This is a genomic window from Aeromonas sp. s7(2024), assembly GCF_040907825.1.
GTDB classification, from domain to species: domain Bacteria; phylum Pseudomonadota; class Gammaproteobacteria; order Enterobacterales; family Aeromonadaceae; genus Aeromonas; species Aeromonas veronii.
Genome location: NZ_JBFOCM010000016.1, coordinates 64945 through 87905, shown reverse-complemented (window position 1 = coordinate 87905; position 22961 = coordinate 64945). Strand labels below are relative to the sequence as shown.

Sequence of the window (22961 nt, the reverse complement as noted above, 5' to 3'; positions counted from 1 at the left end):
ATATTTCGATTTAGCTAATACAAGGAAGAAGCCATGACCCTGCTCAACCCGTTTTTCGGTGAATTTGGCGGTATGTACGTACCCCAAATCCTTATCCCGGCCCTGCTCCAGCTGGAGAAAGCCTTCGTCGATGCCAAGGATGATCCCGCCTTTATCGCCGAGTTTCAGTCCCTGCTGACCGAGTATGCCGGTCGCCCGACTCCGCTCACCCTGACCCGCAATCTGACCAAGGGCACCAAGACCCGCCTCTATCTGAAACGTGAAGATCTGCTGCACGGCGGCGCCCACAAGACCAACCAGGTGCTGGGTCAGGCGCTGCTGGCCAAGCGGATGGGCAAGAGCGAGATCATCGCCGAGACCGGTGCCGGTCAGCATGGCGTTGCCACCGCGCTGGCCTGCGCCCTGCTCGGCCTCAAGTGCCGGGTCTATATGGGTGCCAAGGATTGCGAGCGCCAGAAACCCAACGTATTTCGCATGAAGCTGATGGGCGCCACCGTCATTCCGGTGCACTCCGGCTCCAGCACCCTGAAAGATGCCTGCAACGAGGCGCTGCGCGACTGGGCCGCCAACTACGAGTCGGCCCACTACCTGCTGGGTACCGCCGCCGGCCCGCACCCCTTCCCCACCATCGTGCGGGAGTTCCAGAAGATGATCGGCGAAGAGGCCAAGGCCCAGTGCTTCGAGAAAGAAGAGCGCTTGCCCGATGCGGTGATCGCCTGCGTCGGCGGTGGGTCGAACGCTATCGGCATGTTTGCCGACTTTATCGATGAGCCGTCGGTGCGTCTCATCGGGGTCGAGCCGGGTGGTCACGGCATCGAGAGCGGCGAGCACGGTGCGCCGCTCGGTCACGGCAGCAAAGGGGTCTTCTTTGGCATGCACTCCTACCTGATGCAGGACACTCAGGGCCAGATCCAGGAGTCCTACTCCGTCTCGGCAGGGCTCGACTTCCCCTCCGTCGGCCCGCAGCACGCCCATCTGGCCGCCATCGGCCGCGCCGAGTACCCCTCGGTAACCGACAAGGAGGCGCTGGACGCCTTCCAGGAGCTGGCCAAATCCGAAGGCATCATCCCGGCGCTGGAGTCCTCCCACGCGCTGGCCCACGCCCTCAAGATGGCCCGCAGTGAACCGGAAAAAGAGCAGGTGCTCATCGTCAACCTCTCCGGCCGTGGCGACAAAGATATCTTCACCGTTGCCGACATTTTCGAGAAAGAAGGAACCTTGTCATGAACCGTTACGCACAACTCTTCTCCCGTCTGGACGCGGCCAATCAGGGCGCCTTTGTGCCGTTCGTGATGCTGGGTGACCCGACTCCCGAATTGTCGCTGGCCATCGTCGATGCGCTGGTCGCAGGGGGCGCCGATGCCCTCGAGCTCGGCATTCCCTTCTCCGATCCGGTGGCAGACGGCCCCACCATTCAGGGCGCCGCCCTGCGTGCGTTTGCCAGCCACACCACCCCGGATGACTGTTTCGAGCTGCTTGGCCGCATCCGCGCCAAGTACCCGCAACTGCCCATTGGCCTACTGGTCTACGCCAACCTGGTCTATGTGCGTAAAATCGACGGCTTCTACGAGAAGTGCCAGCAGGCGGGCGTGGATTCGGTGCTGGTTGCCGATGTGCCGGTGCAAATGTGCGCCCCCTACAAGGCGGCCGCCGACAAGTTCGGCATCGACAGCATCTTTATCGCCCCGCCCAATGGCGATGCCGAGACCCTGAAACAGGTGGCGGAGCTGGGTAATGGTTACACCTATCTGGTGAGCCGTGCCGGCGTCACCGGTGCCGAGACCAAGGCCGGCATGCCGGTGGAAGGTCTCATCAATACCCTGCGCGAGTTCAACGCCCCCCCCGCCCTGCTCGGCTTTGGCATCAGCGAACCGGCTCAGGTGCGTGAGGCCATCGCCGCTGGCGCCGCCGGTGCCATCTCCGGCTCCGCCGTGGTGAAGATCATCGAGACCCACCACCATAACCCGGAACATATGCTCACCCGTCTGAAGGAATTTGTGGAAGGGATGAAGGCGGCGACCAATCGATAAGGTCGGGTATGGGGTAGGCTGTCTGTGGCCCTGATATGCCAGTTCGCATAACCATGTAAAAGGGAGCCTGACCGGCTCCCTTTTCTTTTACACCCTCTCCCCTTGGGAGAGGGTTGGGGTGAGGGGAAGCTACGGCAACCGAATTTGCTCAAATTGAATACTACTGATGACTAATTTATTGATCCAACACAGATTCCCGCCAAAACCCGCTTCTCAACACTCAGCCCTCGCCCTTAAGATAGCCAAACGACAATCAACCTCTCGGAAGGACGCCATGAAAGCGATCGTTGCTATCTCGCAGGTTAACAGCAGCGAACTGGGGGCTGTCACTCAGGAGCGGTAGCGTGGTTTTTTGTAGGTTGGCGCAGAGCAGAGCGAAGCCCAACAGGCGAGCCTTATTACCCCCATCAGAGCGGGATAAACAAGGATGTGGTAGATCGGTAAAACAGATTTACAGATATATTTCGCGGTAAATGTTTGGCTTCACTTCGTGAAGCACCAACCTACGATTTTTAGCCCAATATACGCGATAACTGGTTGTGGCTAACTCAGTTTTACCCCATTGTGAGTTAGAGCAACGTTTGATTCGATCTTACTTGTTTTATTTGACCACATTTTCATAATCAAGATAGAGTTTAACAATTGCCAGTAGACTTAATTTCTATACAGGTTAAAGCGATGAGAAAGTTTTCTTTCAATGGTAAAGGCTACACGACACTATCTAAGCTGTTTAATGAAAATCAAGACATAGCAGTGGTTGGTCTTGCTACTGTCCGTTATCGGCTGAAAGATGGTATGACTATTGAAGAAGCTCTTACCACCCCAAAACAAACCGCAGTTAAAACTAGAGAAGCTAATGGTTTCAAACAGGTGGTTGAGGGGGTTGAATATCACAGCCTACGTCAAATTTCTGATGCTTATGCTGTTAACTACAACACCATGTATAAGAGATATGAGCGCGGCTGTCGTGGTGATAGCCTCTTGATGCCGAAAGAGATTAAGAATTATGTGGAGGCGGAAGAAGTTGTTAAGCCTGAGAAGAAAAACTCATTTAAGGTTGAGTTTGAAGGTGTGACTTACCGTAATCTTAATGAGCTATGTGATGCATTTGGTGTCAAGCGTGTAACTTACCGTTCACGCCTAAATAAAGGCTATTCGAAACGCGAAGCACTAGGTATTGATCCAATTGAAGATGGTCGTCGTAAGCGTCGGGATAAGTATGAATACCAAGGAAAAATGATGACTCTATCTGAGATATCAGAAATCTCGGGTTCATCAGTTTCTACGATAAGAGACCGCCTAAATCGAGGCGCTACTGTAGAGCAAGCTATTAGTAAAGAAGTCCAGCGCTCACTTTTTAAGCAGCGCAAGTCTGTGAACAGGCGTAAAGCTGTAAATCTTGAAGTAGGCGGTGTGGTGTATCGGTCATACAAAGCACTAGCTGAGGCATATGACATGCCATATCATGTGGTTAATTCGCGTATAACACATTATGGTTGGTCACCTGAAGATGCAGTTAACCCAGAACTTGGTAAAGGTAAACCTATCCTAGTTAATGGGATTGTGTACAAAACTATTGTTGAAGCAGCTGAAAAGTTTGGTATAAGCAATACAGTTATTCTAGCTAGATTGGCTAACGGGTGGACATCGGAACAAGCCGTAGGACTAGAGTTATCACCATCAGATAAGAACATCGAATTTGAGGGTAGCTACTATCCATCAATGAAAGCTATAGCTGAAAATTTCGGTATGGGAGTAAGCATGCTGAACAGTCGCGTGAGTCAGGGTATGACAATCCGTGAAGCGATTGATCTTGGAACTGACAAAGTGGTTAACGCAGGTCGTTACAATGAGACAATCCTCCGTCGTGACCCTGAGTTAGCAAATTCACCCGCTGAGATATACCTAGTGTCTAAGGTGATTGATGGTGTTCTATATCACAAGATAGGCATTACGAAGAATAATGTATCCACTCGTATTGATGGTAGTTATGACGTTATCAAAACATCAAACGGCACATTATTTGATTGCTTCGCTTTAGAGCAAGATATTCACAAGATGATTTATGATAAACAAGCTCAAATTAATGGAAGTGATATCACTTTTGGAGGGTATACGGAGTTTTTCAACCTTTCTGAAGAAGAAGTTACTATCGTTAGTGAATTAATGTCGCTATGAGTTTTGCGCCAAAGCTATCACGCTTATAATGCAAAAGAAAATTAGGGCCCTCACGTTTCTTAGCCGGGCTTTGCATATCCAACATTCCAAAATATGGGTGTCCCCGCTCAGCTGTATCTCAGCCCAAAAGTTAGTGTTGGAATACTTGATAAGTTGCATGACAGAAATCCGCCAAAAAACAAAACAACTGGCCACCCTCTGCTTTTCTCTGTTTCTGATCAGACTCGGATTTCGCGCCTTTGGCTATGACCAGCTTTATCACAATCCGAATGACCCCTACGGTATATCTGATTTGATTGAAGTGGCGTTAGCCATCATTTACCTGACGATCTTGGGTCTCTGCATAATACATGCATTGCGTGTATTGCTCCGACACCGGGATCAGGGTGCCTTGGGGGCATCAGCCCTGCTCGCTCTCTGTGCCATACAGTGGCACAGCTATGACTATCTTCATCACTTGGCCGCCAGTCTCAGCATCCCCTAGGGCCCCCTGCTCCACCCCCGCCACCCCATCAATACCAGCATCAATACAACCCCCGGCAGCCAGACCCAGTAGAGCTCGGAGAGGATCACCGCTTCACCTCGGGCTGTGAGGTAGGCCTCCAACTTGAAGGGGGCGACCCGGATCACCTGCCAGGGAGCGAAGAAGCGCTCATCACGCCAAGGCCAGAGCCAGCCAACCCCCTTGCCGCCGGTGGTAAGTGAATCGAGCAGGCTGTGGGAGAGTAGCGAGACCAGCAGAAACGACCAGACGGTGGCGGCGCTCGCCCGAAATTGGCGATAAAACAGCATGGCCAGTGTGGGCAGGGCAAAGGCGAACAACAGGGAGTGAGTAAAGCCGCGGTGACCAAAGACATGGCCGTAGGCGACCCCCAGTTTAAAGGCGAGCACATCGGCATCGGGCAGCATGGCGATGGCGACCCCCGCCAGCAGCAGGCGCGGCGGGATAATCCGGCTGCCAAGCCCGAGTCCAAGGCAGAGAGGAACGGCGGCGTGAGTGACTATGGTGGGCATAGGATAAAGCTCCAACTGAAAACGTTCGCCTACCTTATCCCCGCTCGGTGAAGTGAAGGTGAAGTGCCCCCTCTTATATTGCTGTATTCCCACTCAAATCCTTAGCCATCAGCCAGAAGAGGCGTCACACAGGAAAGCTGTTGCACGCGCTCCGAAGCAGGGGCCGAAATTCTGTGGTTTGTCCCTCTGTATTGGCTCGTTCGTTGTGTGTCGAACGCAGGCCCCATCAGCGTTGGTGCGTTAACTTGAAATGTTCATTTAACTGCGGCTGACATGCAGAACGGGATCGTGATAAGTAGTCTCTTCGATTCACATCACAGGGACAGTGGCAGCGATGAATGTATCAAAAGGCATCAGGCTGATTGCGAACGTTATCAGCCTTTGGTTAGTGACTGGATGCATGGCAGAGACCGCCTCTGCGCAGCCGCAGCAAGAGCCGTACGCGCTGATCTATAACGGGCCGGTTTCTGATAGGGATAGCACCAAAGCGATTGCGGATGTGGTCAGGCAGGTGGGCTTGCCAGTCAGGTATCTCTCCAATATCGAGGCGCTGCCTGCAGAGCTCGATAATGCCAGGGTGTTTATCGTTGGCGGCACTGAGGACGATGTTGAGCCGCTCCTCAACGCCTTCACCGCGGACGCTCGTTCGGCGTTAAAAACCTATTTGCAGAACGGCGGCCGCTACCTCGGGATCTGTGGGGGTGCCTTTGTGGCATCCACCGGCTGGTCTGAAGAAGAGGGCTTTGTGCCGGCGCTGGGCCTTGTTCCTGCCACATCCGATGATTATGACGGCGACTTTAGCGCCAGGATCTTCCCGATCAGCTGGCTTGGTGAAGCGCGCCAGATGTATTACCAGGCCGGCCCGCAATTTACGCCGGTGCCAAGCCCCGAGCAGGTCAAGGTCATCGCCCATTTTCAAAACCATCATATTGCCGCGCTGATCAGCTCATACGGGAAAGGCAAGGTGGCCGTTTCCGGGCCACACCCCGAAGCCCCCGAATCATGGCAAGCGAACGCGGTGAACGGCGACAAGATGGAGTCGAATATTCATCTGGCTGCAGGACTCGTTAACGAGTTGCTCTCCGAAGAGCCCGTCACCCATTCGAAGTAGTCGCGCCCCTACGCCCCTGGATGTGACCCCATTGCTCGGCCCGGAAGTGAGGGCTGCCAATCAGCAACAATCCATAATAAAAAACCACCGACCTGCAAAAGGTCGGTGGTTTTTTATCGGTGGTAGATAACGGGTAGCCGATACGAAGGGTTCGCTACCTCAACTTTCGCCCGGGAACGAGCACTACTCTTCCTGCTCCTCCGGTTGTCTCTCCTCACCCCGTATCTGTAGCAGCTCTTCGACCCTGGCTTGCCACTTGTCGTGGGCCTGTTTGCGCTCCTGCTGCATAAATGCTTCTCGCATGGTGTCGATTTTCTGGTCAAGTGTTTCCATCAGAGTGTCTCCTTGTGTGACCGCGTAAAGACTGGCTGACGGCGCGTTGGCCAACCTGCTCCCCTAATCTGACACCGCTAATGCCGTTACTGCCCAATCAAATAATCGATTGGAAGTGCTAAAACCAATCTAAAAATTCTTTTTCATGTGTGCGCCACCACGCCAGTGCAAGGGAAACAGACCGCTCAGAGCGGGATGATCCGGCACGGGGTCAACACGTTGTTGAGTGTGGTCGCCCCCCTTTTCAGGGGAATGGGGCACCGTTGCCCAATCCGTCCAGGGCGGGGTACCGGCAGATTTCCGGGGTGTTGCTGTGCCCATGATCACACAGTCACAACTCTCGCCCTCCTCTCACCGCGCCCCCGCTTTTTATCATCTAGAGTTAGCGGGCAGTCCAAAAGCTGCTGATTTATATACATTCGCCGCCAAGAGGGATCTTTTTTCATGACCGAGCATATCGATCTGCTACCTATCAGCACGGATGATGAGCAGGACGCAGGCAACCGTTACCTCTACTACACCGAAGGGGATCTGGCCCGCATTCTTGCCAATCTGGAACATCTGCGCCACGCGGTGTTTCCGGCCGCCATCGGAGAGAGCGAAACGGGCGCCACCGTGCCCCACAACTTTCCGTCCGTCTGTCTGGTGGGGCTGGGACGCTGCGGCTCGAACATCGCGCAGGATGTGGCCTCGCTGGTCTACAACGCCCGCAGCTTTTATCTCAATGAGTTCAACAGTGAAGAGCAACGCAAGCGGGAGAAGGAGTTTGGTCCGGTAAGCTGGATCCGGCGCAATCTGCGGCTACCAAACAACGGGGCCCGGCCGGTCTTTCTGATCGAGCCCATGGTGATGCTGGGGGATCTGGACAAGGACATCGATGGCCGCATCCGCCACTCCAATCGCAGCGGCGAAGGTGGCTCCTTGCGTGACTACGCCAAGATGCGGGTGATGGACTTGTCGGAGATCCACGCGGGAGGCGCGGGTAACGCCCCCATCCTGGGCCAGTATCTGGCCAAGATCATCCTCAACAAGAGCCCCCACTACTTCGCCAACTCCGAGTGGCAGGCCATTCATACCTATCTGGTGGACTCCTGCGGCATCAAGGCCAACCAGTCCCGCCTCTATTTCTACATCTTCAGTGCCGGGGGCGGCACCGGCTCCGGCATGGCCTCCGAGTTCGGGCTGGCCCAGCAGTACTCCTACATGAGCAAGACCTTTTCACCCCCGTCAGAAGAGGAGGAGCACCTCTCCCTCGGGGAGCACTTCATGTTCGATCCCATCTTCACCAGCGGCATCTGCATCCTGCCCAATATCTGTGATCGGGGTATCGAGATCTCGGAAGCGCTGCACATCAACGCGGGGCGCCTGCTGTGCAAGTATCTGGCCGAGGAATGGGACTTCTCCTATCACTTCGACAACGAGCAGGCGTGCGATGCCAGCATGCTCAAGCGGATCAGGCCCTGGAATGCCATGATGCTGATCTCCAACGACATCATGCGCTACGCCGAAGAGAGCGACGATGGCGAGATCCAGCACGTTGATGTCAACACCATGGAGAAGTACGCCAACCAGTACATCTCCCAGCAGATCTTCAACATTCTTACCGCCCAGGCCGTCACCACCGACTACGACGAGAACTACTTTCGCCGGGCGGGCATCGATATCAGCGAGACCATTCGGCTCGATGCCAACGACCTCTTTATGAGTCTGGCGGGGCCGGTGGCGGTGGCATATGCCGAGTCCATCTCGCCCCCCGGCGGCCTGTTTGACAAGGAGGGCGGGCTCAATGTGGACGATCTCTTCACCCGTTCCATCGAGCTGCCTCACTTCAACAAGATGACCCAGGCCATCGAGGGGATCAGTCTGCTGCCCATCGAGGCGGGCAACTATCGGGAGTATCTGGACGACTATGTGAAAAGCGGCCATGACCCGGCCCACCTCAACGAGCTGCACTTCTTCAAGAACTGCTCCTCCGTGGTGTCGATCATCTCCCTGCCCAAGGAGTACAAGCTCTCCTATATGGATCTCAACCGGCTCAAGTCTCACCTCAACGGGCTCTTCCCCAACACCACCCTAAAGCGCTATGCGCTGGTCATCGGGGCGTCGGCCAACATCTCCCTCACCACCCTGATCGTCAAGAGCCCCTGCCTGAGCGATGACTTCCTGACCCTGATTGTGGCCTTTATCAAACGCTGCTTTGCCAAGGATCACTATCGCTTCGATGAGCATCTGGACAAGGCGGTGATCGAGATGATCAGCAATGAGGAGTGGAACGACACACTGCTCGACAGCATGCTCAACGAGTTCGAGAACCCGGCCAAGATCCTCGATACCAACTGGTACGCCATCAAACCCATGTATGAGAAGAAATATCGGGAGCTTATCCGCGAGAAGGAGAAGTTCGTCTCCATCAACGATATTCGCCTGAGTCGCGAATCGGTGAAAAAGGCGCTGCTCTATCTGCGGGAGATCTATCGCCACCGGGTCAGCAAGACCCGCATTCTCTCCCTCAACCCACGTCTGGGGGAAGCAAACACTCGCTAGCACCCAGCCCATAAAACAAAGCGCCCGCCCCACATGGGGCGGGCGCTTTTTTACTGGCGCAGCCTCGTTTTATCTCATCAGAGGGAAACAAAGATCCCGGCCAGGGTGGCGCTCATCAGGTTGGCCAGGGTCGCCGCCAGCACCGCCTTGAAGCCCATATTGGCCACATCGTGACGACGCTCCGGTGCCATGGTACCGATGGAGCCGAGCTGCACCGCAATGGAGCCCAGATTGGCAAAACCGCACAGCGCGAAAGTGATGATGATCTGGGTGTGGGCACTCAGGTCTGCCTTGATATTGGCAAAATCCAGATATGCGACGAATTCGTTCATGATCACCTTCTGACCAATCAGGGAGCCTGCCGCCATCATCTCGCTGGCGGGCACGCCAATCAGCCAGGCCACCGGGGCAAACAGATAACCCAGCAGCTGCTGCAGGGAGAGGTCTGCCCAGCCGAACCACTCGCCGACGGTGGTGAGACCGGCGTTGATCATGGTGATCACGCTGACAAAGGCCAGCAGGATAGTACCGATGGCCACGGCGATCTTCATGCCGCCCATGGCGCCGCCCGCCAGTGCGTCGATGGCGTTGCTGTAGTCACTCTTGTCGAGGGTGATCTCGGTCTGATCGCTCACCTGCTGCTGCTCCGGCACCAGCAGTTTGGCCATCAGCAGGCCACCCGGCGCCGCCATAAAGGAGGCGGCGATGAGGTATTTCAGATCCACACCCAGACCTGCGTAACCGCCCAGCACCGAGCCCGCCACCGAGGCCATGCCGCAGGTCATCACCGCAAAGAGTTCGGAGCGGGTCATACCGGCGAGGAAGGGGCGAATAAGCAGCGGCGACTCCCCTTGCGACAGGAAGATATTGCCAGTGGCCACCAGGGATTCGGCGCGGCTGGTGCCGAGCAGGCGGTGAATGGCGCCGCCCAGCACCCGGATCACCCACTGCATGATGCCGAAGTGGTAGAGCACGGCGATCAACGCGCTGATAAAGATCACCAGCGGCAGCACCCGCACGGCGAAGATAAAGCCGTTGCTGGCCAGATCGCCAAACACGAAACGGATGCCGCTGTCGGCAAAGCCGAGCAGGGCGGAGACGCCATTGCTCATGGCACCGAGCATGATTTGTCCGGGGGGGAAATAGAGCACCAGCGCAGCAAAACCGGTTTGCAGGGCGAGCGCACCCAGCACGGTTCGCCAGCGGATGGCTCGGCGGTTTTCACTCGCCAGCCAGGCGATAAACATCAGGGCCAGCATACCGACCAGACTCAATAACAGTGTCATCTTGCACCTATGAAGAGAGGAGTTTCATATGGCAAGTCTGCAGACAGGCGTCGCGGGAGATCCGGCGGAAAAGGTGCCGACCCACGCGACACGCAGACCACAAACCTACAGGTTAGTGGCGGGTCCCATCCTGGGGTCATTCACGTTCCGGGTGACAGCATGTATCGGGTGACGCCAGCGCCGTCGCAGGGGGAGATGCGGCCGGGTGGCAGGTCGGGCGGCGATGGTACAGTGATCATCGTCACAGAAAAAGCGGTAAAACGATTGGCCGGAGTAACTTTTTCAACTTGTTCACACAACGAAACAGGGCCAGCGTGACGCTGGCCCTGTTTCAATCCGTACTTGAGCGTTCAGATGATTACTTGAGGCGCTTGCCGCTCGCATCCACCACCTGCTCGCCATCCTCCTTGGCGAAGGCCCCTTTTTGCTGATCGGGCAGAATATCGAGCACCACTTCCGACGGACGGCACAGCTTGGTGCCAAGAGGCGTGACCACGATAGGCCGGTTGATGAGGATGGGGTGGGCCAGCATGGCATCGATCAGTTCATCATCGCTGAAACGATCTTCCGCCAGCCCGAGCGCCTCGTAGGGGGGCACGTTCTTGCGCAGCAGGTCGCGCACCGGCATGGCCATGGCGGCGATCAGCGCCACCAGCTGGTCACGGGAGGGTGGCGTCTCCAGATAGTGGATGACAGTGGGTTCCACGCCACTGTTGCGGATCAGCTCCAGGGTGTTGCGGGAGGTACCACATTCCGGATTGTGATAGATGGTGATTGCACTCATTTGCGTGTCTCTCATTAATCAAGTGAATAGAAAATCGATAGCATCAGTTCGCGGCCAGCTGTTAGCGGTCATCAGTTAGCGGCTTAGCCCAGCTTCGTACCAGGGTTTGCTGGCGTTAACCACCCGCACCACCAGCAGCATGACCGGCACCTCGATCAGCACCCCGACCACGGTGGCGAGCGCCGCGCCGGAGTGAAAGCCGAACAGGCTGATGGCGGCGGCCACCGCCAACTCGAAGAAGTTGGAGGCGCCGATCAGGGCGGAAGGGCAGGCAACCGAGTGCTTCTCCCCCACCTTGCGATTAAGCCAGTAAGCCAAGCCAGAGTTGAACAGCACCTGGATCAGGATCGGCACCGCCAAGAGGGCGATAACCAGCGGCTGCTCAATGATGGCGTTGCCCTGAAAGGCGAACAGCAGTACCAGAGTGAGCAGCAGGGCCGCCACCGACCAGGGCTGGATGCGGGTCATGACGCCGTCAAAATGGGCCTCTCCCTTTTTCAGCAAAGCCTTGCGCAGCAGCTGGGCAATGATGACCGGGATGACGATATAGAGCACCACAGAGGTGAGCAGGGTATCCCACGGCACTATGATGCTGGAGACCCCGAGCAGCAGCGCCACCAGCGGCGCGAAGGCAAAGACCATGATGAGGTCATTCACCGCCACCTGCGACAGGGTGAAGTAGGGATCGCCGTTGGTGAGGCGACTCCAGACAAACACCATGGCGGTGCAGGGGGCCGCCGCCAGCAGGATCAGGCCCGCTACGTAACTGTCGAGTTGATCCGCCGGCAGCCAGTCGGCAAACAGCACGCGAATAAAGAGCCAGCCGAGGAAGGCCATGGAGAAGGGCTTGACCAGCCAGTTGATAAAGAGGGTGACCCCAATGCCCTTCATGTGGCCCTTCACCTGATGCAAGGCGCCAAAGTCGATCTTGAGCAGCATGGGGATGATCATCACCCAGATCAGCAGCCCCACCGGCAGGTTGACCTTGGCCACCTCCATGGCGCCGATCGCCTTGAAAAGATCCGGCAAACCCTGCCCCAGACCAATCCCCACCAGAATGCAGAGGGCGACCCAGGCGGTCAGATAACGTTCAAAAAAGCCGATGGCAGGCACGGCCTTGGCATCACATGTTGCAGACATCACAGCTCCCGATGCGGCGCAATTTCGCATCTTCTATTGGTTCAAAACACGGGTTTATAACAAGTAACGGCATATTCAAGCCGCCCCGGCAGCAGGCCGGGGCGACGACTCAATGATGCTGGCAGAGGCGGCGCAGGGCATCGGGCCCCACCGGCTCCTCGGCGAGCAGCGGCACCACGGCGTAGCGGCTGGCGTGTTGCTGCTCGACCGCCTCGATATGGGGCAACTGGCGCTCGGCCCGCAGTTGCAGCAGCGGTGAGCTGACCGCGGCTTGCTGCAAGCTGTGGTTGATAAGCCAGCCCCAGGGCTCGATACCGGCCCGGCGCAGGTCGGCTTGCAGATTGGCCGCCTCCTGCACCGGGGTCGGCTCGGGCAGCGTCACAATCAACACCTTGGTCTGCTTGGGATCCTGCAACTGCATCATGGGGGTGGTGAAGTGCAGCCCCTTGCTTCCCATCTGGCGAGCGATCTCCCTGTGGTAGGCGCCGGTGGCGTCGAGCAGCAGCAGGGTGTGGCCGGTGGGGGCAGTATCCATTACCACGAAGCGCTTGCCCGCCTCGCGAATAATGCGCGAGAAGGCCTGAAACACGGCGATCTCCTCGGTACAGGGGGAGCGCAAGTCCTCCTCCAGCAGTGCCCGCCCCTGCTCATCCAGGGCTGCTCCCTTGGTGGCCAGCACCTGGGCGCGGTAACGCTCGGTCTCGGCGTGGGGGTCGATGCGGCTCACCTCCAGATGATGCAGGCTACCTGCCAGCGTCTCGCTCAGGTGCGCGGCGGGATCCGAGGTGGTGAGGTGCACCGGCAAACCGCGGCTGGCCAGCTCCACCGCCACGGCGGCCGCCAGCGTGGTTTTGCCTACCCCGCCCTTGCCCATCAGCATGATGAGGCCGTGACCGTCGGCGGCCAGCTCGTCTACCAGCGAACTCAACTCGGGCTGGGCTTGCTTGACAGTGGACTCTACTGCCGGAGATTGAGCGGCGGTTCCCTCTGATTGCAGCAGCTGGCGCAAACTGTCGACCCCCACCAGATTGGTGGCCAGCAGCGGGATATGATCCTGCGCCAGCCCCTTTATCCCCTGCGGCATCTGTACAAGAGCCTGTTGCTCACGCTGCCAGAGCGCCATTGCCAGCGGATCTCCGGCAATGGCGCCTTCGGGGAAGAGGCCATTGATCACCAGTTGCTGATTCAACAAGCCGATGGCGGCCAGCTCCTCATGGGTGCGGGCCACTTCCCGCAGAGTGGATTGCTGGGCGCGCGCCACCAGCACCAGACGGGTGCGGGCAGCATCTGCCAGGGCGGCGACCGCCTCGCCATACTGGCTGCGCTGCTTCTCCAGCCCCGCCAGCGGGCCAAGGCAGGAGGCATCCCCCTTGCCCTGCTCCAGAAATTCGCTCCAGGCTCCCGGCAGTTGCAGCAGCCGGATGGTGTGGCCGGTTGGGGCCGTATCAAAGACGATATGGTCATACTCGGCCAGCAGCGCCGGGTCGGTCAGCAGCGCGGTGAACTCGTCAAAGGCGGCGATCTCGGTGGTGCAGGCGCCGGAGAGCTGCTCCTCGATGCTGCGCACCACGCTCTCGGGCAACTTGCCGCGCACCGGCCCGACAATCCGCTCCCGATAGGCTTTGGCCGCCGCGGGGGGATCTATCTCCAGCGCCGACAAACCGGGCACAGCGGCGATGACGGTGACGCGATTGCCGATCTCGGTGGCAAACACCTGCCCCACGTTGGAGGCAGGGTCTGTGCTCACCAGCAGCACCCGCTTGCCAATATCACACAGCGCCACCGCACTGGCGCAGGCCAGCGAGGTCTTGCCCACCCCGCCCTTGCCGGTGAAAAAGAGAAACGGCGGTGGATTGGTCAGAAAATAGTACATAGCCTCTCCCGAATGGTGCATCACGACTCAGCAGCAACCGCTGCCAGAGCAGCAGCCGCCCTTGACGATCCCCTTGATGGCCGCTTGCGGCGCTGGCAGCCCGGCATAACGAGCCAACTCGCTGCGGCTCGGGTAACGGCCGGTCAACACCACCTGCCCTTCCACCAGCACCAGCGGCAACCCCTCCTCCCCGGCGTGGGTCAGAAAAGCGCTGACGGCAGGTGTCTCGGCAAATTGCATCGGCTGCTGGGCCAGATTGAAACGCTCGATGGCCACTCCCTGCTCTTTGGCCCAGGCAAGGTCGGCTGCGAAGGTGACCAGTGCCTGATCAACCTCGGTACCGCAGACACCGCTGGAGCAGCAGAGGGCGGGATCAAAAATCTGAATGGAGGACATGGCATTACTCCTTGTTGCAGCAGGGCTGCGCAGGCAGAACATGAGGGGAGCAGGCTGACTCGGCACGCATCACGCCGCACGCCTCGGGATGACCGGCGCAGCACTCCTCGGTGAGGTAGGCGATCACATTCAGCATCAGGGGAATATTGGCGCGGTAGCGCAGAAAGCGCCCCTCCTGCTCCACCGACAGCAGACCGGTGTTGAGCATCGCCTTGAGGTGAAACGAGAGGGTATTGGGGGCAATATCGAGCTCGCTGGCCAGTTCACCGGCGACCCGCCCCTCCAGCCCGGCCTTCACCAGCAGCCGCCATACATCGAGCCGGATGCCGGATGCCAGCGATTCAAAGACCTTGGTGGCCATCTCTTTGTTCATCTTCACTCCCCTTGGTGTGACCTTTTATTTCAACTATACAAGAATTATTGAAATGATCAAGATACGTACCGAAGCGAAGATACGAGGTGCTGGTATCAAACCAGGCTGACTGGAGAATCGACGAGTGAACAACCGTTGAGGACGACCACACAGGGGTCATCGCAGATAAACAGACGCCCTCCAGAGGGAGGGCGTATCAGAGTATTTGACCGGCAGCACAGTCAGCGCTGCCGGGGCAATCAGACGAACGCGTGCCTTATTTGGCAGCTGGCACAGCGTTGAAGGTGAGCAGGGCCGCCTTGTTGGCATCGCTCAGAGTCAGCTGGTTGCCGTTGATGGAGTAGGTTGCCACCTTCTCCAGCTTTTGCAGGAACTCGGTCTCTTTGTTCATGGCGTCGCCGATGCACATCATGCGAGTGGAGCCCATGGCGCCCAGCGTCAAGACACCGTCACCCTGCTTGGTAATACCGCCAAAATAGCGGTTGCAGCCGCCCTTGCCCGCCACCTTGCCGTCGACCACTTGCAGGGTGAAGGTATCGCCGGTGGCGCCTTGCAGCTGCCAGCTGGATGCTTGCAGTTGAGCCATGCTGGAACCTGTTGCCATTGCGCAGCCTCCCAGTGCCAGCGCGGCCAGCAGAGTCAGTTTCTTGTTCATGGATTCACCTCTTAATGATTAGAGCCATCAATACGGCAGCCTGTTTAACATGGCTGACGCCCATGCCAAAGGATTTTATTGTGATCTCCCTTCACTTTACTACCAGCTGGCATGTGCCATGCTTAGGCTCAGTTCCGGACCCAGGGAGGGGAAACGAATGGTCAAATCGCTCATCATCACACTGCTTGCAACCTGCGCCAGCATGGCCGCACAGGCCGCCGACTGGGCAGTGGTTCAGCCGCAATCCAACCCGTCTCTCTATGTCAAAAGTTACTCGGGTGTGCTGCTCAATGGCCATAGCCATCACAGCGACAGTTTTGATCTCTGGCTGGTCAATAGCGGCTATCAATATCCGGTGGTGGATGATGTGACCCTCTTTATGGAAGCGGGCCCGGCGGTGGCGGATCAGAATCGCACATCCGGTTTCAATATGAGTTCGGGGGTACGCTACCAGCTCTCTCCGGCATTCAATATCGGCAGCCAGATCAAGCATCTCGATCTCGACAAGGCCAGCACCCTGCTGGAGCTCAACTCCAGCCTGCTGCTGACCCCCAGACTCTCCCTCACCGCCAACTACGGCGTCAGCGCCATCACTGCCGATCAGGCGCTGAGCCTGGGCGTCGGCTTCAATTTCTGATGATCACAACAGCGGCGTGGCGCTCACCACCACGCCGTTGCGATCCGCATAGACATAATCCCCTTCGTGGATGGTCACCCCGGCAAAGCTGACCACAGCCCCCAGCTCTCCCAATCCCCGCTTCTCGGTCTTGACCGGACAGGCCGCCAGCGCCTTGACCCCGAGCGCCAATGTCGCCAGGGTGCCCACATCCCGCGCCGCGCCGTGGATCAGGATCCCCTCCCACCCCTGCTCCACCGCCTTGACCGCCAGTTGATCGCCAAGCAGCGCACGGCGCAGCGAGCCGCCGCCGTCGATCACCATCACCTTGCCGTGACCGGGGCGGGTCACCAGATCCCGCACCAGACTGTTGTCTTCATAACAGGAGAGCGTTACGGCGCGACCATAAAAGAGGGCCTTGCCGCCAAAATCCTGAAACACCGGGTCGGCCACTTGCAGCAAGTCGCCATGTTGATCGCAGAGGTCGGGCAGGAGATCCAGCATGATTTGATTCCTTTCAGATACATGAAGGTGTTCATTCTTTCATCAGGCAAGGTTTCTGGCAATCCAGAAGGATTCAATATTGCCCAGACAAACTGCTGATTTATCCATCAATACTGGTGTCAGCCAGAGCTGGCCATCCTCCACCCAGTAGATGGCGTTCTGGCCAAAACTCGCTGCCAGCTGACGAGCTTGTGGCAGGGATAGCGCCACCGCCAGCGATGACTCCTGCCAGCGTTCGTCCGGGTCAGATCCCCAAAACGGCCCCACCACGGGTACCTGCAAATCCACGGTCAGATGGCGCCACAGTGCCCGTTCCCGCCGTATATTGCGTCGTTGTGTGACCCACTGGCTGGCCGGATTCCAGGCTGTGATGATGGCAAAAGCAGACCAGTCTAGTGGCTCAAATGGCGCGATAAAGCAGATTTTCTTGTAGTTTTCCCACAAATTCATGTCAATCACATGTTACATTCCATTACATTTTGTAGGGGCGAAAACCCGGTTCAGGCCAAGTATGATGCAGCTGTACCAGGGTTTGACCTATATCAAATCAGAGTTAAAAAGTTGCTATCTGACGGCAAAGAGTGTTGTTATGCTCCTGTTAACTGATAAAATGCGGCCACTTTCGTAATGGACGACCTTTCCAGGCTCTGCTCGACCAGACTTGTCGGGAACCTATAAGTGGCACAGGGATACTTGCCGGTACTGATGCCTAATTCGCGATATTCCGACCTGACTCTCATACCCAGGATGACGTAATAAATTTTCAGGATCAGTCAGGAAATCGGTTTGAAACGCCAAAGAGTGTTAAATTTAAGATAATTAACTGATAAGAATCTGGGAATACTCATGCAAACACCACACATTCTGATCGTCGAAGACGAGCTGGTCACACGCAATACCCTGAAAAGCATTTTTGAAGCCGAAGGCTACATCGTGCTCGAAGCCAACAACGGCGACGAAATGCACCAGGCCCTCACTTCCCACACCATCAATCTGGTGATCATGGACATCAACCTGCCAGGCAAGAACGGCCTGCTGCTGGCCCGTGAGCTGCGTGAGAACGACAACATCGCCCTGATGTTCCTGACCGGTCGTGACAACGAAGTGGACAAGATCCTGGGTCTGGAGATCGGCGCCGATGATTACATCACCAAGCCGTTCAACCCGCGCGAGCTGACCATCCGTGCCCGCAACCTGCTGAGCCGCACCATGAACGTGGCTGCCGGTGGCGAAGAGAAGAAGCTGGTTGAGCGCTACCTGTTCAACGGCTGGGCGCTGGATATCAACAGCCGCGCCCTGGTCAGCCCCACTGGCGACATGTTCAAGCTGCCGCGCTCCGAGTTCCGCGCCATGCTGCACTTCTGCGAAAACCCGGGCCAGATCCAGACCCGTGCCGAGCTGCTGAAGAAGATGACCGGCCGTGAGCTCAAACCCCACGACCGTACCGTCGATGTGACCATCCGTCGCATTCGCAAGCACTTCGAAAGCGTCAACGATACTCCGGAGATCATCGCCACCATCCACGGTGAAGGCTACCGTTTCTGTGGTGAGCTGGAGCAGGAATAAGCTCCCGCGACGCTGTTGATCTGAAAAGGCGCCTCGGGCGCCTTTTCTGTCTCTGCGGTTTGCCTTAAAGCTGAGAAACGGTGAGCGTGACGTCGAACGCCGCACAAGGCAGATGAAAAACAAAAAGCCCACTCGCAGGAGTGGGCTTTTTGTTTTTAAGCTGGAGCGGGCAGCGGGAATCGAACCCGCATCATCAGCTTGGAAGGCTGAGGTAATAGCCATTATACGATGCCCGCCTGGCATCTGAAATTTGGAGCGGGTGATGGGAATCGAACCCACGTATGCAGCTTGGGAAGCTACCGTTCTACCATTGAACTACACCCGCGTCAGGGCTCCTACTATATGCATTTTGCCGCTGAGCGCAATGGCGCCTTTGCCACTTTTTTCAATAAATCAACCTGTTCGGACAAGGATTGAACAGACGGTTGCTTTTTCAATCAAACATTTTCAACACAGATAATTTACAAGGTTGCCAAGGCCAAACGGCAAGGATAGTCTTGCGTCACTCGACGCGAGGATGGTGGTAATGGATAAAAAAACGCAAAAACGTCTCTATGGCTGGTTGCGCAAGCAATCGAGTCACGGTCGCCGCTGGATCACGATATCCATCGCTTTTGGCCTTGGCCAGGGCATTCTGATGGTGGCGCAAGCTTGGCTGCTGGCGACCCTGTTGCACGGCTTTATCATCGAAGGCTCAACGCCTGAGCAATCCATCACGCTCTTTATTACCCTGCTGCTGGTGACGCTAGGCAAAGCGGCGCTGGCCTACGGCCGCGAAGTGGCCAGCTTCAAGGCGGGCAGCGCGGTGCGCCAGACCATCCGCCAGCTGGTGCTCACTCGCTTGAGTCGCCTCGGCCCTGCCTATATCCAGCGCCGTCCGGCCGGTAGCTGGGCCAGCCTGTTGCTGGAACAGATTGAAAACATGCAGGATTTCTTCTCCCGCTATCTGCCGCAGATGGCCATCGCCGTCTTTATTCCAGTGGTCATTCTGGTGGCCGTGTTCCCGGTCAACTGGGCGGCGGGTCTGATCCTGCTGGGCACTGCGCCCCTCATCCCCATCTTTATGATCCTGGTGGGTGTGGGCGCCGCTGATGCCAACCGCCGCAATTTTCAGGCGCTGGCCCGTCTCTCCGGCCACTTCCTCGATCGCCTGAAGGGGCTGCGTACCCTGCAACTCTTTATGCGTACCCAGGCGGAAGGTGACGCGATTCGCGACGCCTCGGAAGATTTTCGCGAGCGCACCATGGAGGTGCTGCGCCTGGCGTTTTTGAGCACCGCCGTGCTGGAGTTCTTCGCAGCCATTTCAGTGGCTCTGGTTGCCGTCTACTTTGGCTTCTCTTATATCGACCATCTGAACTTTGGTAGCTATGGGGTAAAGGTCACCCTCTTTACCGGCCTGTTCGTGCTGTTTCTCGCCCCCGAGTTCTACGCCCCGCTGCGGGAACTGGGTGCCCACTACCACGCCAAGGCACAGGCTATCGGCGCTGCCGAGCAGCTGCTTGAATTTCTAGAAGCCGAGGTGAGCGAACCGGCCGCAGGCACGGCGCCGTTCCATGCCGACAGCCCGGTCAAGGTAGAGGCCAGAGGTCTTGAAGTACTGAGCGCCGAAGGGAAGGTGCTGGTCGGCCCTATCGACTTCACTTTGGAAGCCGGTTCGCGTACCGCCCTCATCGGCGTCAGCGGCGCAGGCAAGAGCTCGCTGGTCAACGCCCTGCTCGGCTTTGCCCCCTATCGCGGTGAGCTCAAGGTCAACGGGCAGGAGCTTGCCACCCTCGACATGAGCCAGTGGCGCCTGCAGCTGGGCTGGCTCTCGCAAAACCCGCAGCTGTTCCACGCCTCCTTGCGCGACAACCTGCTGCTGGCCAAACCAACGGCCAGCGACGCCGAGCTGGAAGATGCCCTGAAACGGGCGCAAGCGTGGGAATTTGCCATGGAGAAGGGGCTCGACTATCCGGTCGGCGATCAGGCAGGCGGCCTCTCGGTCGGTCAGGCCCAGCGCCTCGCCCTGGCGCGCACCCTGCTCAAATCAACCCAGCTGATGGTGCTCGATGAACCGACCGCCAGTCTGGATCGCCACTCCGAACGCGCCATCATGACCACCCTTGAGCAGGCGATGGCTGGCCAGACCCTGCTGATGATCACCCACCGCCTCGACCAGCTTACCAAGATGGACAAGATAATGGTGCTGGCCCGCGGCCAGCTGGTGGAGCAAGGCAGCTTCCAGCAACTTAGTTCTGGGCAGGGGCATTTTGCCCGCCTGCTCTCCCAACGTTCCGGAGGTTCTCTCGATGAGTGATCTGTTGCCGTTTCTGCGCCTCTATCGCCAACACTGGCTCAGCCTCACCATTGGTTTGCTGCTAGCGCTGGTGACCCTGGCCGCCGGCATGGGGCTGCTCTCCCTCTCCGGCTGGTTCCTCTCCGCCGCCGCCGTGGCGGGAATGACCGTTGCGACGACCCATGCCTTTAACTACATGACCCCCGCGGGCGGGGTGCGCTTCTTCTCCATCGTCCGCACAGCCGGTCGCTGGGGTGAGCGGGTAGTGAGCCACGACGCCACCTTCAGGGTACTGACCCGACTACGGGTCTGGTTCTGGCAGAAACTCTCGCCGCTCTCCACCGGTACCCTGGCCGGTTTCCGTCAGGCGGATCTGCTCAACCGACTGGTGGCCGACATCGATGCGATGGACCACGTCTATCTGCGGCTGATCACCCCCATAGGCGCGGCCCTGCTCAGCACCGCCGGACTGGTCTTCTTCCTGTCGTTTTTCGACAGCCGTCTCGCCCTCACCCTGGGTGCCATTCTGCTGTTTGGCATGATTGCCCTGCCGCTGGTGTTCTACTTCCTCGGCCGTCGCCCCGGTCAGGCGCTGATTGCCGAAAAATCAACCCTGCGTACCCGGATGGTGGACTATCTGGATGGTCAGGCCGAGCTGCAGATGTTTGCCGCCGCCCCCAAGGCGCTGGTTGAGCTGCAACAAGCCGAACAGGCGCTGCTCGCCGCGCAGGCCCGGATGGCCAAGGTGAGCGGGCTGGCCAACTTCTCGGTGCAACTGCTGAGCGGCTGGACCCTGACCCTGATGCTCTGGCTGGCCGGTCATGGGGTAGCGGGTGCGGTGCCCGACCCCATTACCGCATTGATGGTCTTTGCCACCCTGGCAAGCTTCGAGGCACTGATGCCGCTGGCGGGGGCTTTCCAGCACCTCTCCACCAGCCTTACCTCGGCACGCCGCCTGAACGAGATCCTGCAAGAGGCCAAAGCCCCCGTGTGGGGCGACGAGCAGACCCATGCCACCGCTGGCGCGCTGCAGATCAATGACCTCTATTTTGGCTACCCCGGCAACCTCCAGCCGGTGCTGCGTGGCTGCACCCTGCAACAGCACGCCGGTGAGAAGCTGGCGCTGCTGGGCCAGACCGGCTGCGGCAAATCGACCCTGATGGGGCTGCTGACCCGGGAGTGGAGCCCGCAAGCAGGCAAGATCCTGCTCGATGGCAAGCCGCTCACCGACTACAGCGAAGGGGCGCTGCGCGCCTCCATCTCGGTGGTGAGCCAGCGGGTGCATCTGTTTGCCGATAACCTGCGCGGTAACCTCAAACTGGCAGCGCCGACTGCCACTGACGAGCAGCTGGTCGAGGTGCTGACCCAGGTCGGACTGGCCAATCTGCTGGAAGATGAGGCGGGCCTCGACGCCTGGCTCGGTGACGGCGGCCGCCCCCTCTCCGGTGGTGAGCGTCGCCGTATCGGCATCGCCCGCGCCCTGCTGCACGATGCGCCGCTCTGGCTGCTGGACGAGCCGACCGAAGGGCTCGACAGTCAGACAGAGCGGGAGATCATGGATCTGCTGTTCCGGCTCGGGGCAGATCGCACCTTGCTGCTCATCTCCCACCGCCTGCTGGGGATGGAACAGATGGACCGGATTGCCCTGATGGAAGAGGGACAGATCCGCCTCTGCGCCCCTCACAACGAGCTGCTGGCGGATGATTACTACCGCAGCCTCTATCAGCGGCTGGCTCCTGTTTGATATCAGGCTGATGGGGGTCACACCCTGACAAACGGGCGCAAAACGGGGCTGGTCGCCGCAGGCGGCTGGCCCCTATAATGTCCCCCTCATTATTCAACAAGATGCCGACATGGAGCGCCTGCGCATTTCTACTGTCCTCATCACCGACACAAGATACGAGACGATGAAACGCCTGATCCTGATGATGCCCCTGATTGCCTCCGGCTGTGCCAACTACGCCTTCAACAGCAATCTGGATAAAGAGAACTTCGACGAATACTTCAAACCCGGTAGCGTGCGCATCTATGAACAGGATGAGCTGGCTGACCTCAACTACCTCTACCTCGGCACCATCGAGGGTGAATCCTGCCAGGCCGATGCCAACCAGCCGGTGCCCAACGCCGGTGAAGCGCGCACCCTGGCCCGCCGCCGTGCCGCCGACATGGGTGGCAACGGCGTCACCATCGACAAGTGCGCCGAGTTCAGCGACACCCCGGGCTGCCTGAAACAGGTGATCTGCTACGGGCAGGCGCTGAAAGTGGCCGAAGAGAAGTAACTCA

The 22961-nt window shown here is 58.1% G+C and carries 22 protein-coding genes and 2 tRNA genes; 11 read left to right on the top strand and 13 right to left on the bottom strand.

Annotated features, from left to right (window positions below; all coding sequences use genetic code 11):
- Positions 1-33: 33 nt before the first annotated feature.
- The 4 genes from trpB to AB5Y73_RS05465 all read left to right on the top strand — a co-directional run bounded on the left by trpB (position 34) and on the right by AB5Y73_RS05465 (position 4692).
- Entirely contained in the window at positions 34-1227 is a 1194-nt protein-coding gene (gene trpB / locus AB5Y73_RS05480; protein WP_106552996.1) for a tryptophan synthase subunit beta, read from the top strand.
- Positions 1224-2030 (top strand): tryptophan synthase subunit alpha, encoded by an 807-nt coding sequence (trpA, locus tag AB5Y73_RS05475; protein ID WP_113738848.1) that lies wholly within the window; start codon positions 1224-1226, stop codon positions 2028-2030. The genes trpB and trpA overlap by 4 nt, the downstream gene beginning before the upstream one ends.
- Before the next feature lie 678 nt (positions 2031-2708).
- Entirely contained in the window at positions 2709-4208 is a 1500-nt protein-coding gene (locus tag AB5Y73_RS05470; protein ID WP_113738849.1) for a GIY-YIG nuclease family protein, read from the top strand.
- Between the two features lie 157 nt (positions 4209-4365).
- Positions 4366-4692 carry a hypothetical protein gene (locus AB5Y73_RS05465; protein WP_113739103.1) on the top strand — a complete coding sequence of 109 codons (327 nt, stop codon included), beginning with the start codon at positions 4366-4368 and terminating at the stop codon, positions 4690-4692.
- On the opposite strand, the gene AB5Y73_RS05460 is transcribed toward AB5Y73_RS05465, so the two are convergent.
- Positions 4689-5222, bottom strand: a complete 534-nt coding sequence (locus tag AB5Y73_RS05460; protein ID WP_113738850.1) for a metal-dependent hydrolase — start codon at positions 5220-5222, stop codon at positions 4689-4691. The two genes, AB5Y73_RS05465 and AB5Y73_RS05460, sit on opposite strands and share 4 nt — an antisense overlap.
- A gap of 334 nt (positions 5223-5556) precedes the next feature.
- Between AB5Y73_RS05460 and AB5Y73_RS05455 the strand changes: the two genes are divergently transcribed.
- Positions 5557-6333 carry a BPL-N domain-containing protein gene (locus tag AB5Y73_RS05455; protein WP_118854115.1) on the top strand — a complete coding sequence of 259 codons (777 nt, stop codon included), beginning with the start codon at positions 5557-5559 and terminating at the stop codon, positions 6331-6333.
- Positions 6334-6516: 183 nt separating this feature from the next.
- On the opposite strand, the gene AB5Y73_RS05450 is transcribed toward AB5Y73_RS05455, so the two are convergent.
- Positions 6517-6666: a hypothetical protein gene (locus AB5Y73_RS05450; protein WP_005338159.1), complete on the bottom strand. Its 150-nt coding sequence runs from the start codon at positions 6664-6666 to the stop codon at positions 6517-6519.
- 444 nt (positions 6667-7110) lie between these two features.
- Between AB5Y73_RS05450 and AB5Y73_RS05445 the strand changes: the two genes are divergently transcribed.
- The gene (locus tag AB5Y73_RS05445; protein ID WP_118854116.1) at positions 7111-9210 is read left to right on the top strand and encodes a hypothetical protein; all 2100 of its coding nucleotides are present in this window, start codon (positions 7111-7113) and stop codon (positions 9208-9210) included.
- A gap of 77 nt (positions 9211-9287) precedes the next feature.
- Here AB5Y73_RS05445 and AB5Y73_RS05440 read toward each other — a convergent pair whose 3' ends face one another.
- The 7 genes from AB5Y73_RS05440 to AB5Y73_RS05410 form a co-directional block, all read right to left on the bottom strand.
- Positions 9288-10496: a NupC/NupG family nucleoside CNT transporter gene (locus AB5Y73_RS05440; protein ID WP_021230483.1), complete on the bottom strand. Its 1209-nt coding sequence runs from the start codon at positions 10494-10496 to the stop codon at positions 9288-9290.
- Positions 10497-10854: 358 nt separating this feature from the next.
- Positions 10855-11280, bottom strand: coding sequence for a glutaredoxin-dependent arsenate reductase (gene arsC / locus AB5Y73_RS05435; protein WP_005338171.1), 426 nt, complete (start codon positions 11278-11280; stop codon positions 10855-10857).
- Positions 11281-11355: 75 nt separating this feature from the next.
- Complete coding sequence (gene arsB / locus AB5Y73_RS05430; protein ID WP_005338173.1) at positions 11356-12420, bottom strand: ACR3 family arsenite efflux transporter; 1065 nt, start codon at positions 12418-12420, stop codon at positions 11356-11358.
- Between the two features lie 109 nt (positions 12421-12529).
- Positions 12530-14293 carry an arsenical pump-driving ATPase gene (gene arsA / locus AB5Y73_RS05425; RefSeq protein WP_118854117.1) on the bottom strand — a complete coding sequence of 588 codons (1764 nt, stop codon included), beginning with the start codon at positions 14291-14293 and terminating at the stop codon, positions 12530-12532.
- A gap of 27 nt (positions 14294-14320) precedes the next feature.
- Positions 14321-14689 carry an arsenite efflux transporter metallochaperone ArsD gene (gene arsD, locus AB5Y73_RS05420; protein ID WP_005347398.1) on the bottom strand — a complete coding sequence of 123 codons (369 nt, stop codon included), beginning with the start codon at positions 14687-14689 and terminating at the stop codon, positions 14321-14323.
- 4 nt (positions 14690-14693) lie between these two features.
- The gene (locus tag AB5Y73_RS05415) at positions 14694-15062 is read right to left on the bottom strand and encodes a helix-turn-helix transcriptional regulator (protein WP_021230487.1); all 369 of its coding nucleotides are present in this window, start codon (positions 15060-15062) and stop codon (positions 14694-14696) included.
- Between the two features lie 256 nt (positions 15063-15318).
- The gene (locus AB5Y73_RS05410; protein WP_005359119.1) at positions 15319-15717 is read right to left on the bottom strand and encodes an META domain-containing protein; all 399 of its coding nucleotides are present in this window, start codon (positions 15715-15717) and stop codon (positions 15319-15321) included.
- A 157-nt stretch (positions 15718-15874) separates the two neighbouring features.
- Between AB5Y73_RS05410 and AB5Y73_RS05405 the strand changes: the two genes are divergently transcribed.
- Complete coding sequence (locus tag AB5Y73_RS05405) at positions 15875-16354, top strand: hypothetical protein (RefSeq protein ID WP_118854118.1); 480 nt, start codon at positions 15875-15877, stop codon at positions 16352-16354.
- Positions 16355-16357: 3 nt separating this feature from the next.
- Here the strand turns inward: AB5Y73_RS05405 and AB5Y73_RS05400 are convergent, their stop codons facing one another.
- Positions 16358-16837, bottom strand: coding sequence for a putative 4-hydroxy-4-methyl-2-oxoglutarate aldolase (locus AB5Y73_RS05400; RefSeq protein ID WP_118854119.1), 480 nt, complete (start codon positions 16835-16837; stop codon positions 16358-16360).
- A gap of 42 nt (positions 16838-16879) precedes the next feature.
- Positions 16880-17287, bottom strand: coding sequence for a DUF3293 domain-containing protein (locus AB5Y73_RS05395; RefSeq protein WP_118854787.1), 408 nt, complete (start codon positions 17285-17287; stop codon positions 16880-16882).
- Positions 17288-17683: 396 nt separating this feature from the next.
- Here AB5Y73_RS05395 and arcA point away from each other — a divergent pair, with 396 nt between their 5' ends.
- Positions 17684-18403, top strand: coding sequence for a two-component system response regulator ArcA (gene arcA, locus AB5Y73_RS05390; RefSeq protein ID WP_005338193.1), 720 nt, complete (start codon positions 17684-17686; stop codon positions 18401-18403).
- A 161-nt stretch (positions 18404-18564) separates the two neighbouring features.
- On the opposite strand, the gene AB5Y73_RS05385 is transcribed toward arcA, so the two are convergent.
- Both AB5Y73_RS05385 and AB5Y73_RS05380 read right to left on the bottom strand, forming a co-directional pair.
- Positions 18565-18639 (bottom strand) — tRNA-Gly (locus AB5Y73_RS05385).
- Positions 18640-18654: 15 nt separating this feature from the next.
- Positions 18655-18728 (bottom strand) — tRNA-Gly (locus AB5Y73_RS05380).
- A 201-nt stretch (positions 18729-18929) separates the two neighbouring features.
- Between AB5Y73_RS05380 and cydD the strand changes: the two genes are divergently transcribed.
- The 3 genes from cydD to rcsF all read left to right on the top strand — a co-directional run bounded on the left by cydD (position 18930) and on the right by rcsF (position 22957).
- Positions 18930-20699 (top strand): cysteine/glutathione ABC transporter permease/ATP-binding protein CydD, encoded by a 1770-nt coding sequence (gene cydD / locus AB5Y73_RS05375; RefSeq protein WP_118854120.1) that lies wholly within the window; start codon positions 18930-18932, stop codon positions 20697-20699.
- Positions 20692-22422, top strand: coding sequence for a cysteine/glutathione ABC transporter ATP-binding protein/permease CydC (gene cydC, locus AB5Y73_RS05370; RefSeq protein ID WP_181497506.1), 1731 nt, complete (start codon positions 20692-20694; stop codon positions 22420-22422). The genes cydD and cydC overlap by 8 nt, the downstream gene beginning before the upstream one ends.
- Positions 22423-22585: 163 nt before the next feature.
- Positions 22586-22957, top strand: coding sequence for an Rcs stress response system protein RcsF (gene rcsF, locus AB5Y73_RS05365; RefSeq protein WP_013723982.1), 372 nt, complete (start codon positions 22586-22588; stop codon positions 22955-22957).
- Positions 22958-22961 lie beyond the last annotated feature (4 nt).